The following is a 16463-nucleotide window of genomic DNA, read 5'->3' as shown; positions in this document are numbered from 1 at the left end:
CGGACACGCCCCGGGGTCTAGGACCCCGGGAAAGCGAAACCTAAGGCAGGTGCCGCTCCTCGGCCCCGTTGTACTCACTCAGCGGCCGGATCAGCGAGTTGGCTTCGAGCTGCTCCATGATGTGCGCCGTCCACCCGGTGATCCGCGCGGCCACGAACAGCGGCGTGAACGTGAGCGTGTCAAAGCCCATCAGGTGGTAGACGGGTCCGGCCGGGTAGTCCAGGTTCGGCAGGATGTTCTTACGCTCACCCATGGCCGATTCCAGTGCCGTGTAGAGCTCGCCCATGTCCGGGCGGTCGTAGTACTTGACCATGTTGTCCAGGGCTGCCTTCATGGTCGGCACCCGGGAATCACCGTTCTTGTAGACGCGGTGGCCGAAGCCCATGATCTTCTTCTTTTCCGCCAGGGCCTCGTCCAGCCAGGCCGCAGCGTGGGCCGCGACGTCGCCGTCGGCCGCGCTCTCGGTGATCTCCGCGAAGGTGTGCATCACCGCTTCGTTGGCGCCGCCGTGCAGGGGGCCCTTCAGCGCGCCGATGGCACCGGTGACCGCCGAGTGCAGGTCCGACAGCGTGGAGGTGATGACGCGGGCAGTGAAGGTGGACGCGTTGAAGGAGTGCTCCGCGTACAGGATCATCGAGACGTTGAACGCCTCGACCACCTCGGGGGCGGCTTCCTCGCCGAAGGTCATCCAGAGGAAGTTCGCCGAGTAGTCCAGGTCGTCGCGCGGTTCCACGACGTCCTCGCCGCGGCGGCGGCGCTGGTCATAGGCGACGACGGCGGGCATAGCCGCGAAGAGGCTGACGGCCTTGTCCATGTTCGCCTGGACCGAGGAATCCCCGGCCTGTCCATGGGAGGCACCCAGGACGGATGCCGCGGTGCGGCAGACGTCCATCGGGTGGCAGGTCACGGGCAGCGCGTCAATGACGGCCTTCAGTTCGGGGGTGAGGGCACGCTGGGCGCGTTCCCCGTCAGTGAATTCGGCCAGCTGCTCCTCGGTGGGCAGCTCGCCGTTCCACAGCAGGTAGGCCACCTCTTCGAAACTGCACCGGGCGGCGAGTTCCTGGACGGGATAGCCGCGGTAAAGCAGGGAGTTGGTGTCCGGATTTACTTTGGAAACGCGGGTGGTGTCTACGAGTACCCCCGCCAGGCCCTTGTGGATCTGGGTATCTGTCATTGCTGCTGACTCCTTTGTCGTGCGGGAAAATCGTGCGGGAAAGGGGCCCGGCCTTAGCGGGTGCCCGGAACCTGGAAGTTGAAAACGGACGTGTCGAACTGGTTGTACGCCTCATAATCCACCAGTTCATACAAACGCGCACGTGTGAGCATGTTGGGAACATCGGCCTGCTGGGTGCCGTGCGCCTTGATGGTCTCCAGGGTGCGTTCGGCAGCACCCATGGCGCTGCGCAGCAGGGTCACCGGGTAGATCACCATGTTCACCCCTGCCGAGGCCAGCTCGTCGTAGGTAAACAGGTCGCTCTTGCCGAACTCGGTCATGTTGGCCAGGATCGGCACGTCGACGGCGGCACGGATGGCCGCGAACTCTTCCAGGGACTTCATCGCCTCGGGGAAGATCGCGTCTGCTCCGGCGTCGACCAGGGCCCGCGCGCGGTCCTGTGCCGCTTCCAGCCCGTCCACGGCGCGGATGTCGGTGCGGGCCATGATCAGGAAGTTCGGATCCCGGCGGGCATCGGCGGCGGCGCGGATGCGCTTGACCGCGGTGTCGGTGTCCACCACGTTCTTGCCGTCCAGGTGGCCGCAGCGCTTCGGGTTGAACTGGTCCTCGATGTGGCAGCCGGCCAGGCCGGCGTTTTCGAGCTCCTGGATGGTGCGGGCCACGTTCATCGGCTCGCCGAAACCGGTGTCCGCGTCCACGATGGCGGGCAGGTTGGTCATCCGGGCAATCTGTCCGGCGCGGGTGGCCACCTCGGTGAGCGTGGTCAGGCCGATGTCCGGCAGGCCCAGGTCATTGGCCAGGACCGCACCGGAGATGTAGACGCCGTCGAACCCTTTTTCCTCGATCAGGCGTGCCGAGAGCGGGTTGAAGGCACCCGGGAACTGCTGCAGGGTGCCGGAGGCCAGTCCTTCGCGGAAGGCGATCCGCTTGGCCTCGGGGGTTACGGAGGAGTACAGCATTTAGAAGAGTCCCTTCGGAGCGGCGGCGGGGGTGATGACGCCTTCGGCTGCGGTGATGTTCAGCTGGTCCAGCTGGCCGGCGGCCAGTTCGGGCAGGCGCTCGACGGTGGTGAGGAAACGGTCGATTTCCTCGGCCGTGACCAGGCCCTCGGCCAGGGTGCGGAACTTGTTGATGTACTGCTCGCGGGTGAACGGCTTGGCGCCGAGCGGGTGGGCATCGGCGACGGCGATTTCGTCGGTGATGACGGTGCCGTCGGTCAGCACGATGGTCACCTTGCCGCCGAAGGCCTTTTCGCTGATATCCAGCGAGTGGTAGCGGCGGGTCCATTCCGGATCCTCCACGGTGGTGACCTTGTGCCACAGCGCCACGGTGTCCGGCCGGCCGGCGCGTTCGGGGGAGTAGGAGTCCACATGGTGCCAGGCGCCGTCCTGCAGGGCAACGGTGAAGATGTACGGGATCGAGTGGTCCAGGGTCTCGCGCGAGGCGGTGGGATCGTACTTCTGCGGATCGTTGGCGCCGGAGCCGATCACGTAGTGGGTGTGGTGCGAGGTGGCGATCAGGACGCTTTCCACGTTGGCTGCTTCCGCAGCTTCTGGGTGCTCGGCGTGGATTTTGCGGGCAAGGTCGATCCAGGCCTGCGCCTGGTACTCGGCGGAGTGTTCCTTGGTATAGGTGTCCAGGATGGCGCGCTTGGCCTCGCCGTCCTCGGGCAGCGGCACTTCGTAGGCGGCGTCGGGGCCGTCCAGCAGCCAGGCAATCACGCCGTCTTCACCTTCGTAGATGGGGGTGGGGGAGGTCTGGCCGCGCATGGCCCGGTCCACGGCCTCGACGGCCATCTTGCCGGCGAACGCCGGGGCGTGTGCCTTCCAGGTGGAGATCTCGCCCTTGCGTGACTGGCGGGTGGCGGTAGTGGTGTGCAGGGCCTGGCCGACGGCCTGGAAGATGGTGTCGACGTCGAGCCCCAGCAGGGTGCCGATGCCGGCGGCGGCGGACGGGCCGAGGTGGGCCACGTGGTCGATCTTGTGCTTGTGCAGGCAGATGGCCTTGGCCAGGTTGACCTGGATTTCATAGCCGGTGGCGATGCCGCGGATCAGGTCCCGGCCCGAGGCTCCGGTGTGCTGCGCAACGGCGAGGACGGGCGGGATGTTGTCCCCGGGGTGGGAGTACTCGGCAGCGAGGAAGGTGTCGTGGTAGTCCAGTTCCCGCACGGCCACGCCGTTGGCCCAGGCGGCCCACTCGGGGGAGGTCTTGGCGAGCACGCCGAAGACGGAGGCGCCCTTGCCGTGGGCGGACGGGGAGAAGGACAGTGCCTGGGCGCGTGCGGCGACAATCGGCCCGCGGTTCAGGGAGGCAACGGCTACGGAGGCGTTGTCGATGATGCGGTTGATGACCATGTCCGTGACGTCGTCGGTGACCTCAACGGGATCGGCGGCAACCTTGGCGATCTTGTATGCCAGCTGGTCTTCGCGGGCCAGTTTTTCGTCGCTGCGGTAGACGCGTACTTTGTTCAGGTTCAAGGGATTGTCCTTATCTCAGGGGTGGTGATCTCAGGGGTGGCGATCCGTGCGGATCGAAGGTGTTCAAGACTCTTGTGCAGGTGGACCGAGACGGAGGCGCTCGCCAGGTCCGGGTCCCCTGTTGCCACGGCTGCAGCGATGGTCGCGTGCTCGCTGGCGGTTTCCAGCAGCCGCTCGGGGTTGTCCTTGGCCAGGCGGCGCACCCGGGCAAGGTGCAGGCGGACGTTTCCCAGCGCCTGGGCGAGGTAGGAGTTCGCCGCCGCCGCGTCAATGGCGGCATCCAGTTCGGCCACCAGCTCGTAGTAGCCGCCGCGCTGCCGGTCCTCGGTCCCGATCATGCCGGCGGCCGAGCGGAAGCGGGACTTCAGTTCGTTGAAGACCGCAGCCTGTCCGCGGACCGCAGCCAGCGCCGCGCTTTTACATTCCAGGGCCTGCCTCAGCTCAAAGAGCTCGGCCACGGTTTCCAGGGAAATGCCGGTGACGACGACGCCGCGTCCGCTGTGCGGGGCGGCCAGACCGTCGGCGGTCAGCCGGCTCAGCGCTTCGCGAAGAGGAGTGCGGGAAATCCCCAGGCGTGCGGACTGCTCCACTTCGCCCAGGACGGTGCCCGGCGGGAGCCGCCACTCCACAATGTCCTGCCGCAGGGCGGCGTACGCGCGGTCACTTGCCCGCATGCTGCGCCTCCTTGATATCTGCGTCACGTTCTCCACAGTGTATACACGAGAACGCGAAACGGGGTAGCCGAGGTCACATTTCACGGGGCTTGCTCGAGGTTGTGTATACATTTACCCGCGGGCACGACGGCCGTGCTCCACCTACCAGGTGTCAGGCTTTTAGCAACGGGCTAGTCTAAAGGCCCGAGCGCAGCGTTGCGCCGCAGGAGACAGGTGCCGTCCATGCAGCAGCTTCCCACGCCCAGCATCACCCGGAACCACCAAAACCATGCCCCGCTCTCGGAACTCGACCGCATCACCGAACTCGCCGGCGACCTCGCCGGGCAGTTCGAACTGGTGCCGCTCCTCGAACGCGTACTCGGGCACGCCGTCGCCCTCCTCGGCTGCGAGAGCGGATCCATCTCCATCGTGCACGAAACCGAGGGGTACTACCGCAAGGAAGTGGACCAGGGAGTCGGATGCCACCAGGGCCAGACGTTTCCACTGACGGAAGGCCTAACCGGGCAGATCGTCGAGGCGCGGGGGACGGTCATCCTCGACTGCTACGCGTCGGTGCCCGCGGGCCACATCGACCCTGACGATCCGAGGTGGCGGAGCGCTGTCATCGGTGTGCCGATTGCCTGGGACGGCGCCATCATCGGTACCTTCGCCATCTTCAGCAACGGGCCCGGCCGCGTCTTCACCGCGGAAGACGCCTCGCTCGTGGAACTCTTTGCCAACCACGCCGCCATCGCCATCATGAACAGCAGGCTTCATCAGGCCGCTGCGGCGAAAGAGCGTGAGGCCGCGATCGCCGGTGAGCGGGAACGGGCAGTGCAGGAAGTCCACGAAACCATCGGCCGGTCGCTGAGCTCGCTCCTGCTCCACCTCGACCGTGCGGACAAGGCTACGCCGGGCGGCTCGCCCTCTATTCAACACATCGACTCCGCCCGTGTGCTCGCCCACGAGGCGCTCTTCGAGGCCCGACGCACGGTGCTTGGCCTTGCTCCCCCCAGCCTTGCCGGGAGCACGATCGAGGAAGCTGTTCGGCGGGAACTCGACACGGTGAGTGCCGTCTATCCCCTCGACGTCTCGCTCCTTGTCACCGGAGAGCAGCACGACTTGGCGCCCGTGGTGGCGCACCAGCTCTTCATGGTGATCCAGGAAGCCATGGCCAATGTCGTCGCCCACTCCCGGGCCACCACCTGCCGGATCGGGATCTTCTACGACGAAGCAGGCCTGACCGTTGTCGTCGAGGACAACGGGCGCGGATTCGAGCGCCGGACCATTCAGGGCGACATCGGAAGCACGCAGGGCAGCCGGCTCGGCCTGCATGGCATAGCGGCCCGCGCACACTATCTGCGGGGAGAACTCCACGTGGACTCGACACCGGGCTGGGGTACCAGCATCCGCGTGCAGGTGCCGTATTCCTCCAACGGCGATGCGTCCCGGGAACGCTGGAAGGTTCTCGTGGCGTGTGCCCAGCCGCTCATCCGGGCCGGACTCGTCCGGCTGCTCGAAGCGTCAGAGCCGTCCGTACAGGTCCTCGGCGAACCCGCCACGCTGGAGGACCTCACCGAATCCGTGTCGCTGCTCCAACCGGACATGATTGTCCTCGATGACCTTCTACTCAGCCAATATGCGCAGGCACGATCGATGCGTGCTGACACGGTCGAGCGGCCCGTCGTCGTTGTTCTCGATCACCCGACCGATGAGCAGCTGACGCTTTCGGCGGCGTCGGGCGCGCGGGGTTTCATCTCGTTGTCCTCGACTCCCGCGGAGGTGGCGCGCGTCGTCGTCGCGGCCGCCCGCGGGGACGCCCTGCTGGACGGGGCGGTCTTCAGCCGCCTCGCGGAGGGCCGCGGCGCCTCTGCCCCCGCAATGAATGCCTCCCGCCTGACCGCCCGGGAACTGGAGGTGCGGGACCTGCTGGCCGAGGGCCTGGCCGACAAGCAGATCGCCACGCGCCTCGGGATCTCGGTGAAGACGGTGGAGAAGCATGTGGGCGCGATGCTTCGGAAGACCGGTGCCCGCAACCGCACCATGCTGGTGACCGGAACAGCGGAACCGGCCTCAATAGGCGGCCGCACCCGCTGAGGCGACCTCCTGGTCCTGCTCAATGGTGCCGGTGGAGACGCCGATGGCGCCCATGATGCTGCCGTCGCGCACCAGCGGGATGCCGCCCGGGAAAACGGCGAGCCGGCCGCCGTGCGCGTCGCTCAACCCGAAGATGGGACCGTCCGGCCGGGTGACGCCCTGCAGGTCGCCGGTTTCGCACTGGAATGCGATGGCCGTGTAGGCCTTGTTGATCGAGATGGTGATACTGCCGATGTTGGCGCCGTCCATGCGGACGTGTGCCTTGAGGTTCCCGCCGGCGTCGACCACGGCGATGTCCATTGGCTGGCCGATTGCCGTCGCCTTCGCTGCGGCGGCGTCGATCACGCGGCGGGCTTCCTCGGAGGTGATGGTCTCGAGCACTGATCCCTGTGGCATGGGTGTCCTTCGTCGTTGAAGTGGAAGACGTGGTGGCCGGAGCCGCCGCGCCCCACATAACCACCGATGCCGTGCGCTGGCGAGGTGGTGATTACCCCCACACGGAGGGAGGGGGAATTACCCATTCCGGCGCGGAGGCAGCGCGCCTAGCGTGGGCAGAAGCCAAGCCAGGAGGAAGCGCTGTGGGCGTTGTACCGCTGAAGGACACTGTTGATCCGGCGTTCCGGGAGCGCTACGGCGTGCCCGCGATCAACATCTTCAATGACCTGACCATGGAGGGCGTGCTCGCAGGAGCCGTGGAGGCGAACTCGCCGGTGATCCTGCAGACCTCGGTCAAGACCGTGCGCAGCATCGGGTCCCGGGTCCTCTTCGACATGTGGCAGTCGATGACGCGCGGCATCGAGGTGCCCGTCACCCTGCATCTGGACCACTGCCCGGACCGCGCGGTGGTCACGGAATGCCTCAAGGCCGGCTGGAATTCGGTGCTCTTCGATGCCTCCAACCTCCCCGTCGAGGAGAACCAGCGCCAGACCGTCGAGGTCGTCGCCGAGGCCCGCAGCTACGGGGCACAGGTGGAAGGCGAGATCGAGGCGATCACCGGAGTCGAGGACGACCACGGGTCCGACGACGTCTCCAAGCAGCAGAGCCTCGACGTGGCACTCGCCTTCATCGACGCCACCGGGATAGATGTCTTCGCCCCCTCGATCGGCAACGCCCACGGCAGCTACAAGGCGGCACCCGTACTCGACGCCGAACGCGTCACGCAGATCGTCGAGGCGCGCAATGTGCCCATCGCCCTGCACGGCGGCAGCGGCCTCAGCGCCGAGCAGTTCGCGGACCTCATCGCCCGCGGCTGCGCGAAGGTCAACATCTCCACCGCGCTCAAGGAGACCTACATGCAGTCCAGCCTGGCCTTCCTTAAGCAGGCCGAACAGAACAGCAAGTGGGATCCGCCGTCGCTCTTTCGGCACACCCGGGCCGACGTCGTCTCGATGGTCACGGACCTGTGCACGCAGTTCGGCAGCGCGGGCAAGGGCGGCCGCTGACCATGCCCGCCCTCATCTTCGACTGCGACGGCGTGCTCGCCGACACCGAACAGTACGGGCACCTGCCCGCCTTCAACCAGACCTTCACCGACTTCCATGTTCCCGTGCAGTGGTCGGTTCAGGAGTACGCCGAGAAGGTGAAGATCGGCGGGGGTAAGGAGCGGATGCGCAGCATCCTCACACCGTCGCTTGCCGAGTCGCTGGGCCTGCGGGACGACGACGCCGTCGACAGGGCGATTCTCTCCTGGCATCGGCGGAAGACCGAGGTCTACAAGGGGCTGGTGGAGAGCGGCGTTATGCCCGCACGGCCCGGCATCGCCCGGATCGTACAGGAAGCACACGACGCCGGGTGGATGCTCGCGGTCGCCTCCACCTCCGCGGAACCCGCTGTTCGCGCCGTCCTGGCGCACGCCGTCGGGGACGACCTCGCGGCGCACTTCTCCGTGTTCGCCGGGGACGTGGTGTCGGCGAAGAAGCCTGCGCCGGACATTTATCTCCTCGCGCTAAGGGAACTCGGCGTCGAACCGCAGGACGCGGTCGTCGTTGAGGACAGCGCGAACGGGCTGCGTGCCGCCGTCGGAGCCGGACTTCGTACCGTCGTGACGGTCAGCGGTTTCACCCGCGGGGAGGACTTCGCGGGCGCAGCACTCGTGGTCTCCTCGCTTGGCGATCCCGACGGAGAACAGGCCGAAGCGCTCGCAGACCCGCATGGCGTCCGTCCTTCCGGCGTTGTCACCCTCGCCGCACTGCAGGAGTTGCTTGACCTCCCCGCCGCAACGCACGAAACGGAGACACCATGAGCAGCACCGACCTGGCCGACGTCGAATTCGTTGTCCGCTCCCTGGCCCAGACCGCCGTCGACAAGGAGGAGGCGTTCGGTGACCTTGACGCCGTGGTGGGAGACGGTGACCTGGGGTATTCCCTCGCCCGCGGCTTCGAGAAGGTCCTGGCGGATTGGGACTCGTTCAAGCGCGACGACGTCTCTACCTTCCTGCAGCAGATAGCACTCGCCATCTCCAGCAGGATCGGTGGTACCTCGGGTCCGTTGTGGGGCACGGCGTTCCTGCGGGCGTCCGCGGCGGCGAAGACGCTGGACACGATCGACGGCGCCGCCGTCGTCTCCATGCTGCGCGGAGCCACCGACGGCATCAAGGCACGCGGTAACGCCGACCTCGGTGACAAGACCCTGCTGGACGCCCTGATACCTGCAACCGATGAACTCGAGCGCCAACTCGCGGCGGGGGCGTCGCCGGTTCAGTGCCGGGCGGCTTTCGCCGCCAAGACCCGCGAGTGCGCTGATGCGACCTCGGCACTGGAAGCCAGGCGGGGACGGGCCAGCTATAGCGGAGCACGCAGCATCGGTTCCCCGGACGCCGGGGCGGCGGCGGTCGCCATCATCGTGGAACGCATGGTCGCCGACTGGCCCTGACTACTCTTCACCCGCATCAATTTGTCCCTGCCAACTCACAACGACGTGGAGCCCCCATGAAAAAGTTCGTCAACGATCCGCAGCAGTTCGTCCCGGATATGCTCGAGGGCCTCGCCCTCGCGAACCCGGACACCCTGAAATACGTGCCGGAATACAACCTGATCATGCGTGCCGACGGCCCGGACCGGAACAAGGTCTCCATCGTGCAGGGCTCGGGCTCAGGGCACGAGCCGGCCCACGTCATGATCGTCGGCAAGGGTATGCTCGACGCCGCCTGCCCGGGCGACGTGTTCGCAGCGCCGCCGCTCGATTACGTGTACGAGACCACCAAGCTCATGGCCTCGCCCAAGGGCGTGCTGCTGCTGGTGAACAATTACACGGGCGACAAGATGGTGTTCGACATGGCGCAGGAGATGTCTTCCGCCGAGGGCATCGAGGTCAAGACGCTCTTCATCAACGACGACGTCTCCGTCGAGGACTCCACGTACACGATCGGCCGACGCGGCGTCGCCGGTAATTTTTTCGTCATCAAGGCCGTGGCCGCCGCCGCCGAGCGCGGGGCGGACCTGGACGAAGTGATCCGCATCGGCGAGAAGGTCAATTCCGTGACGCGGACGATGGGGGTCGCCCTGACCGCCTGCACTCCGCCGGCGAAGGGGAGCCCGCTGTTCGAGCTCGGCGAGGACGAGATCGAGATGGGCGTCGGCATCCACGGCGAGCCGGGCCGGCGCAGGGCAAAGATGATGGGCGCCAACGAGATTGTCGAGGAGCTCCTCGGCCCGGTGGTACGGGACCTGCCCTTCCGCGACGGCGACCGCGTGGCGCTGATGGTCAACGGACTCGGCGGCACCCCGATCAGCGAGCTCTACCTGCTGTACGGGCAGGCGCACAAGCGTCTCGCGGAGCAGGGCATCAGCGTGGGCCGGAGCTACGTGGGGGAGTACTGCACGTCACTGGACATGGCCGGTGCGTCCATCACCCTGGTGAAGCTCGACGACGAGATCGAGTCGCTGCTAATGGACCCGGCGGAGATCCCCATCCGGGTCTTCTAGTTACGGCACCACCCGGACACGATTCCCCGACGCAGGCCCGTCCCCTAGTAGCATGACGCGTACTACGCCGGATCAAGGAGGATTCATGGGTGGACACGAGACATACGCACAGTCCTATGCGCGCAGCAGTTCCGATCCCGAGGGGTTCTGGCTTGCTGCCGCTTCATTGGTGGACTGGGACACGCCGCCGTCCCGCGCCCTGGAGGATGCCCGGGCACCGCTCTATTCCTGGTATCCGGGCGCGGAGCTGAACACCTCCTTCAACGCCCTGGACCGGCACGTGGCGGCCGGCCGCGGAGACACCGCGGCGCTGGTCTACGACTCGGCCATGCTCGGCACCAGCCGCACCTACACCTACAGCCAGCTCCTCGGCGAGGTGGAGCGCTTTGCAGGAGTACTGCGCGGGCTGGGGGTGGGCCCGGGGGACCGGGTGATCATCTACCTGCCGATGATTCCCGAAGCCGTGATTGCCATGCTGGCCACCGCCCGGCTCGGTGCGGTCCACTCAGTGGTCTTTGGCGGATTCGCCCCGCGCGAGCTCGCCGCTCGAATCGACGACGCCGGCCCCACCGTCATTGTCACCGCGAGCGGCGGACTCGAACCGAAGCGGGCCGTCGAATACCTGCCGGCCGTCGCCGAGGCACTGGAAACCGCTGCCCACCGGGTGGCCGCCGTCGTCGTGGCCGAACGGACCGGCTTCACCGCCACCCGCGAAGAGTTTGACGGCACGGGAGGGGCGGCCTGGCACGATTGGGACGCGCTCGCCGCAGATGCGGTGCCTGCCGGGCCGGTCTCCGTGGCCGCCACCGATCCGCTGTACATCCTTTACACCTCCGGCACCACGGGTTCACCCAAGGGCGTGGTGCGGGACAACGGCTCCCACGCCGTGGCGATGGCCTGGTCAATGGAGAACATCTACGGGGTAGGTCCGGGGCAGGTGATGTGGACGGCCTCGGACGTCGGCTGGGTGGTAGGCCACTCCTACATTGTGTATGGCCCGCTGATCGCCGGAGCCACCACCGTGCTCTATGAAGGCAAACCCGTGGGCACTCCGGATGCCGGAGCGTTCTGGCGGGTGGCGGCCGAGCACGGCGTTGATGTCCTCTTCACCGCTCCGACCGCACTGCGCGCCATCCGGAAGGCGGACCCGGACGCCGTCGAACCGGGCCGCTACGACCTCTCGCGGCTGCGGCACCTGTTTGCCGCCGGCGAGCGCCTGGACCCGGCCACGCTGGAGTGGGCGGGGGCCGCGCTCGGGGTGCCGGTGATTGACCACTGGTGGCAGACCGAAACCGGCTGGGCCATCTGCGCCAACCCCGTGGGCCTGGAGGAACTGCCGGTCAAGGCCGGTTCGCCCACCGTGCCGGTCCCGGGCTTCGCCGTACGGATACTGGGTCCGGACGGTAAGCAGCTGCCGCCGGGGACCGAAGGCAACATCGCCCTTGAACTGCCCCTGCCGCCGGGAACCCTGCGGACCCTGTGGGGGAGCGATGAGCGTTACCGTGCCGCCTATCTGGAGGCCTTCGACGGCTACTACGCCACGGGCGACTCTGGCTACGTGGACGAGGACGGCTACGTGTTCGTGATGGGCCGCACCGACGACGTCATCAACGTCTCCGGGCACCGGCTCTCCACCGGCGCCATGGAACAGGCAGTGGGCTCCCATCCGGCCGTCGCCGAGGCAGCCGTGATCGGCATTGCGGATCCGGTCAAGGGCCAGCGCCCGTCCGGCTATGTGGTGCTGAAGGCCGGTATGGAGATCGACGCCGCGGTGCTGCGGGCCGAGCTGGTGGAGCGGGTGCGCTCGCAGATCGGCCCGGTGGCGGACTTCAAGGACGTGTATGTGGTGGACGCGCTGCCCAAGACCCGGTCCGGGAAGGTGCTGCGCAAGACCATGCGCCAGATTGCCGACGGCGTTCCGCACACCGTGCCCTCGACCATCGAGGATCCCGGTGTGCTGGAGGCACTGACCTCGGTGCTGCGTCCGGTTCCCTGACGCCCGGGGCCGGCCCTACCAGCGCCAGCTGTACTCCAGTTCCGGCCGGCCCCGGCTGCCGTACCTGGGCGAGCGCAGTACCGACTGCTGGTCCGCCAGATGCTCCAGGTAGCGGCGCGTGGTGATCCGGGACATCGCCAGTGCCTCCGCCGCCTCACTGGCGGAGAGCGGCGCCCGGGCACCCTTGAGCAGATCCGCCACGGCCTCCAGCGTTTCCGCGGACAGTCCCTTGGGCAGTTGTCCTGCCACGGCAGGACGGAGGGCGGCAAAGGCGCTGTCCACCTCGCTCTGGGTAGTGGACGCCGCCTGCTCGGCCATGCGGCGCCGGTATTCGGCGTAGGCGGCAAGCTTGGCGCTGAACGCCGAAAACGTAAACGGCTTGATGAGGTACTGGACTATGCCGCCGGACATGGCACTGCGGACCACGGCCAGGTCCCGGACCGCGGTGACGGCGATAACGTCCACGGGCAGTCCGGCCCCGCGGATCCGGCGCAGCAGGTCCAGCCCGTGCAGGTCCGGCAGGTTCATGTCCAACAGCACCAGGCCGATCTCCGCTTCACTGCCGGACGGCGCAGACTCGGCGTCCTTGAGCGCCTCCAGTGCCTCGGCGCCCGTGCGGGCGATGCCGGCCAGCCGGAATCCCGGTACCCGGCGGACATATTCCGCGTGCGCCTCGGCGGGAATCTCCTCATCTTCGACCACCAGGACACCGACGTCGTCACCGGGGGAGTACCGCCTCACGGCGCTGCCTCAGTCAGGGGATCCGGAGCATGAGCCGAAGCCGGTACGGGCAGCTCCACGCTGAAGCAGGCACCGGGCCCGCCCAGCACCCGGATACTGCCGCCCAGGCGCGTCACGGCCTGGCGGACCAGTGCAAGCCCGATCCCGCGCCCGGCCAGCACCCGTCCCGCCTGCAGGTCCTTGGTGCTGAACCCCTGTTCGAAGATATGTTCGATTATTTGGGGGTCGACGCCGGGGCCGTCATCCTGCACTTCAATCAGTACGCCGCCGTCCCCGCTGCCCAGATGCAGGACCACGGAGGCGGCCGCGGCATCGAAGGCGTTGTCCAGCAGGTTGCCGATGATGGTGACCAGCTCCACTGGTTCCAGGCCGGCCCCGCCGAACCGGTCAGTCTCGGCCTCCACCTCGATCTCCAGGCTGATGCCGCGCTCGCGGGCCTGCGCCGCCTTACCCATGAGCAGGGCGGTGATGGCCGGTTCTTCCACCGCAGCGAGCACCTCGTCATTGAGGTGCTGGGACTGTTCCAGGTCCGCGGTGGCGAACCGCAGGGCTTCGTCGCTGCGGCCCAGCTCGATCAGGGAGGCAAGGGTGTGCACCCGGTTGGCATGCTCGTGGGCCTGGGCGCTCAGGGCGTCCGCGAGCGTGCGCATGGAGGCCAGCTCTCCGGTGAGGGATTCGACGTCGGTATGGTCCCGCAGCGTGGTGACCGTACCGAAACGACGCCCGTGCGGCCCCGCAGAAACCGCGGCGGATTGGTTGACCACCAGGATGCTCTCGCCGGTGAGGTGGATTTCCTCCCGGGCGTCCCGGCCCGAGCGCAGCAGGGACGCGAGCGGTCCGGGCAGGTCCGGCAGGTCCTGCCCGGAAGCCGCGGAACCTGCCGGCGGCAGGCCGAGCAGGACGGCGGCTTCGTCGTTGTAGAGCACCAGCTGCCCCCGGTCATTGAGCAGCAGCAGGCCCTCGCGGACCGAGTGCAGCGCGGAGTCGTAAAAGGCGTACATGTGCGTGAGCTCGGCGGGACCAAGCCCGTGGGTGGCCCGGCGCAGATAACGGCTGAGCAGGTAGGAACCCACGGCACCCACGCCCAGGGCGGCGGCGTCAACCGCAAACAGTTCCGGCAGCCGGGCGTCGCGGGCAATGCCCACCCGGTCCACCGTGATGCCGGCGGCGACGAGCGCGGTGACGTTGCCGGCGTCGTCGTACACCGGCGTGATCGCGCGGACCGAGGGGCCGAGCGTACCCGTGTAGGTCTCGGTGAAGCTCTCCCCGGCCAGGGCCGCGTCCACGGAACCGATGTAGGGCTTGCCGATCTGGTCCGGATTCCGGTGCGTGAACCGCGTCCGGTCGGTATCCATGATCGTGAGGAAATCCACGCCGACACGCTCCATCACCTCGCGGGCGTAGCCCTGCAGGGCGGCGGGGTCGGGGGAGTCGACGGCGGCGCGGACCTCGCTGCCGGCGGCGACGGTCCCGGCTACGGCCAGCATCCGTGAGCGGGTCTCCTCGTAGGTGTTCTCCTCCGCCTGCTGGTACAGACCCCAGGCGATCCCGCCCGAGACGCACAGGATGAAGCCGAGCTGGGCCAGGAACAACCGGCCGGCCAGGCTGCCTCGGTGCACTTTTCTTCCTTTGGTTGAGCTTCGTTATGCGGATGTAAGGGGTTGTATGGAGAACAATATGAACACAAGGGTGACTGTGATCACATCAGCACGGAAGATTGAATCCGACCAATTGCAACAAGGAGTACCGCCATGGCAGCTGCCGCCCATCCCTCCGGGGGCTCACCGAAGAGCCCCAAACGGGACAGAACACATTTCCTCTACATCGCCGTGATTGCGGCGGTTGTCCTCGGTGCCGTGCTCGGGCTCCTTGCCCCCGAGTTCGCGAAATCCCTGAAGCCCCTCGGGACCGGGTTCATCAACCTCATCAAGATGATGATCGCGCCGGTCATCTTCTGCACCATTGTCCTAGGCATCGGATCAATCGCCAAAGCAGCGACGGTCGGCAAAGTCGGCGGCCTGGCGCTGGGTTACTTCATCATCATGTCCACCTTCGCCCTCGCCATCGGGCTTGTGGTGGGCAACCTGATCCACCCGGGCGAAGGCCTGGATCTGGAGTCCTCGAGCGGTGCCGCCCCGGCCGCGCCCGAGGAAGGGGAAGGGATGACCGGCTTCCTGCTGAGCATCATCCCCACCACCCTGCTGGCCTCGCTTACCGGCGAGTCCATCCTGCAGACCCTGTTCGTTGCCCTGCTGGTCGGCTTTGCCCTGCAGAAGATGGGTGCCGCGGGCGCTCCGGTCCTCAAGGGGATCGGCTACATCCAGGCCCTCGTGTTCCGCATCCTCATGATGATCATGTGGCTGGCGCCCATCGGCGCCTTCGGTGCCATTTCCGCCGTCGTCGGCGAGACCGGCATCCAGGCCATCGTGAGCATGGCAACCCTGATGATTGCCTTCTACATCACCTGCATTCTCTTCATCGTCGTCATCCTGGGCGGCCTGCTCAAACTGGTCACCGGCTTCAGCATCTTCAAGCTGATGCGGTACCTGGGCCGTGAGTACCTGCTGATCTTCTCCACATCATCTTCCGAAGTCGCCCTGCCGCGCCTGATCGCAAAGATGGAGCACCTCGGCATCTCCAAGCCCGTGGTCGGCGTGACCGTGCCCACCGGCTACTCCTTCAACCTTGACGGCACCGCCATCTACCTGACGATGGCCGCCCTGTTTGTGGCCTCGGCCATGGGCAAGCCGCTGGAACTGGGCGAGCAGATCTCCCTGCTGGTCTTTATGATCGTTGCCTCCAAGGGTGCCGCCGGCGTCACCGGCGCGGGTCTGGCCACCCTGGCCGGCGGCCTGCAGTCACACCGCCCCGACCTGATCGAAGGCGTCGGCCTGATTGTCGGCATCGACCGCTTTATGTCCGAGGCACGCGCGCTGACCAACTTCACCGGCAACGCCGTCGCCACCGTGCTGATCGGCACCTGGACCAAGGAAATCGACAAGGAACAGGTCACCGCGGTCCTGGACCGCGAACGTCCCTTCGACGAGGCGAGCATGAACGTCGACGCCGGCACCGACGAACCGCACCAGACGGCGGAATCCGCCGAACTGGCCGCAACTGTTCCCGGCCCCGCAGGCAGCTCCGCGGTTCCCGGCACCGCCGGCAGTCCCCGGAACTAACCGCCTCGCACCAAGGTCCCGCACTGCAGAAACGGCAGGATCGGGCAGGACCACGGAACGCGCCCCGCCTCGGATAATTCCGGGGAGGGGCGCGTTCTCAGCGTTAAGCGGTCTGCCGCCGCTGGCACGCATGCACCTGCATGCCACGGTCCGGCTGAAAGGTTCGAGTTCAACTTGAGCGTCAAGGCTCGCCGGTCGTCGCGGCCCTGATTCGCCGGATGGC

The 16463-nt window shown here is 67.1% G+C and carries 14 protein-coding genes; 7 read left to right on the top strand and 7 right to left on the bottom strand.

All coding sequences use genetic code 11. The annotated features are described in order from the left end of the window. Window positions 1-40: 40 nt before the first annotated feature. From LOC60_RS15750 to LOC60_RS15735, 4 genes are read right to left on the bottom strand one after another with little or no spacing between them, the layout of a single operon-like run. Window positions 41-1174: a bifunctional 2-methylcitrate synthase/citrate synthase gene (locus LOC60_RS15750; protein ID WP_230026629.1), complete on the bottom strand. Its 1134-nt coding sequence runs from the start codon at window positions 1172-1174 to the stop codon at window positions 41-43. 53 nt (window positions 1175-1227) lie between these two features. Then, window positions 1228-2133: a methylisocitrate lyase gene (gene prpB / locus LOC60_RS15745; protein WP_227933236.1), complete on the bottom strand. Its 906-nt coding sequence runs from the start codon at window positions 2131-2133 to the stop codon at window positions 1228-1230. Continuing rightward, window positions 2134-3651: an MmgE/PrpD family protein gene (locus LOC60_RS15740; protein WP_230026628.1), complete on the bottom strand. Its 1518-nt coding sequence runs from the start codon at window positions 3649-3651 to the stop codon at window positions 2134-2136. Beyond that, the gene (locus LOC60_RS15735) at window positions 3648-4325 is read right to left on the bottom strand and encodes a GntR family transcriptional regulator (protein WP_230026627.1); all 678 of its coding nucleotides are present in this window, start codon (window positions 4323-4325) and stop codon (window positions 3648-3650) included. The genes LOC60_RS15740 and LOC60_RS15735 overlap by 4 nt, the downstream gene beginning before the upstream one ends. Window positions 4326-4547: 222 nt before the next feature. On the opposite strand from LOC60_RS15735, the gene LOC60_RS15730 reads away from it, so the two are divergent. Then, a complete protein-coding gene (locus LOC60_RS15730) occupies window positions 4548-6401 on the top strand; it encodes a hybrid sensor histidine kinase/response regulator transcription factor (RefSeq protein WP_230026625.1) in 1854 nt (617 codons plus the stop codon). Here the strand turns inward: LOC60_RS15730 and LOC60_RS15725 are convergent. After that, entirely contained in the window at window positions 6378-6797 is a 420-nt protein-coding gene (locus tag LOC60_RS15725; RefSeq protein WP_230026624.1) for a GlcG/HbpS family heme-binding protein, read from the bottom strand. The genes LOC60_RS15730 and LOC60_RS15725 overlap by 24 nt on opposite strands. A gap of 182 nt (window positions 6798-6979) precedes the next feature. Between LOC60_RS15725 and LOC60_RS15720 the strand changes: the two genes are divergently transcribed. From LOC60_RS15720 to LOC60_RS15700, 5 genes are all read left to right on the top strand, one after another. After that, window positions 6980-7843: a class II fructose-bisphosphate aldolase gene (locus tag LOC60_RS15720; RefSeq protein WP_230026623.1), complete on the top strand. Its 864-nt coding sequence runs from the start codon at window positions 6980-6982 to the stop codon at window positions 7841-7843. A gap of 2 nt (window positions 7844-7845) precedes the next feature. Next, window positions 7846-8643, top strand: a complete 798-nt coding sequence (locus tag LOC60_RS15715) for an HAD-IA family hydrolase (protein WP_230026622.1) — start codon at window positions 7846-7848, stop codon at window positions 8641-8643. After that, a complete protein-coding gene (dhaL, locus tag LOC60_RS15710; protein ID WP_230026621.1) occupies window positions 8640-9272 on the top strand; it encodes a dihydroxyacetone kinase subunit DhaL in 633 nt (210 codons plus the stop codon). Before LOC60_RS15715 ends, dhaL begins: the two co-directional genes overlap by 4 nt. A 56-nt stretch (window positions 9273-9328) precedes the next feature. Next, window positions 9329-10324 carry a dihydroxyacetone kinase subunit DhaK gene (dhaK, locus tag LOC60_RS15705; RefSeq protein ID WP_230026619.1) on the top strand — a complete coding sequence of 332 codons (996 nt, stop codon included), beginning with the start codon at window positions 9329-9331 and terminating at the stop codon, window positions 10322-10324. 85 nt (window positions 10325-10409) lie between these two features. Beyond that, window positions 10410-12320: an AMP-binding protein gene (locus tag LOC60_RS15700; protein WP_230026618.1), complete on the top strand. Its 1911-nt coding sequence runs from the start codon at window positions 10410-10412 to the stop codon at window positions 12318-12320. A 15-nt stretch (window positions 12321-12335) separates the two neighbouring features. Here LOC60_RS15700 and LOC60_RS15695 read toward each other — a convergent pair whose 3' ends face one another. Together LOC60_RS15695 and LOC60_RS15690 are read right to left on the bottom strand one after the other, a co-directional pair. Next, entirely contained in the window at window positions 12336-13061 is a 726-nt protein-coding gene (locus LOC60_RS15695; RefSeq protein ID WP_230026617.1) for a response regulator, read from the bottom strand. Further along, on the bottom strand, window positions 13058-14680 hold the full coding sequence (locus tag LOC60_RS15690; protein ID WP_230026616.1) for an ATP-binding protein: 1623 nt from the start codon (window positions 14678-14680) through the stop codon (window positions 13058-13060). The genes LOC60_RS15695 and LOC60_RS15690 overlap by 4 nt, the downstream gene beginning before the upstream one ends. A 132-nt stretch (window positions 14681-14812) precedes the next feature. Between LOC60_RS15690 and LOC60_RS15685 the strand changes: the two genes are divergently transcribed. Further along, complete coding sequence (locus tag LOC60_RS15685; protein ID WP_230026614.1) at window positions 14813-16240, top strand: cation:dicarboxylate symporter family transporter; 1428 nt, start codon at window positions 14813-14815, stop codon at window positions 16238-16240. The last annotated feature ends 223 nt before the right edge of the window (window positions 16241-16463 follow it).

The organism is Arthrobacter sp. zg-Y769, from assembly GCF_020907405.1.
Taxonomy (GTDB): domain Bacteria; phylum Actinomycetota; class Actinomycetes; order Actinomycetales; family Micrococcaceae; genus Arthrobacter_B.
This window is presented reverse-complemented; position numbering and strand designations above follow the sequence as displayed.

Coding starts and splice junctions, on each gene's coding strand:
- LOC60_RS15750 (WP_230026629.1), bottom strand. CDS start 1,174: ATGACAGATACCCAGATCCACAAGGGCCTGGCGGGGGTACTCGTAGAC.
- prpB (WP_227933236.1), bottom strand. CDS start 2,133: ATGCTGTACTCCTCCGTAACCCCCGAGGCCAAGCGGATCGCCTTCCGC.
- LOC60_RS15735 (WP_230026627.1), bottom strand. CDS start 4,325: ATGCGGGCAAGTGACCGCGCGTACGCCGCCCTGCGGCAGGACATTGTG.
- LOC60_RS15730 (WP_230026625.1), top strand. CDS start 4,548: ATGCAGCAGCTTCCCACGCCCAGCATCACCCGGAACCACCAAAACCAT.
- LOC60_RS15725 (WP_230026624.1), bottom strand. CDS start 6,797: ATGCCACAGGGATCAGTGCTCGAGACCATCACCTCCGAGGAAGCCCGC.
- LOC60_RS15715 (WP_230026622.1), top strand. CDS start 7,846: ATGCCCGCCCTCATCTTCGACTGCGACGGCGTGCTCGCCGACACCGAA.
- dhaL (WP_230026621.1), top strand. CDS start 8,640: ATGAGCAGCACCGACCTGGCCGACGTCGAATTCGTTGTCCGCTCCCTG.
- dhaK (WP_230026619.1), top strand. CDS start 9,329: ATGAAAAAGTTCGTCAACGATCCGCAGCAGTTCGTCCCGGATATGCTC.
- LOC60_RS15700 (WP_230026618.1), top strand. CDS start 10,410: ATGGGTGGACACGAGACATACGCACAGTCCTATGCGCGCAGCAGTTCC.
- LOC60_RS15685 (WP_230026614.1), top strand. CDS start 14,813: ATGGCAGCTGCCGCCCATCCCTCCGGGGGCTCACCGAAGAGCCCCAAA.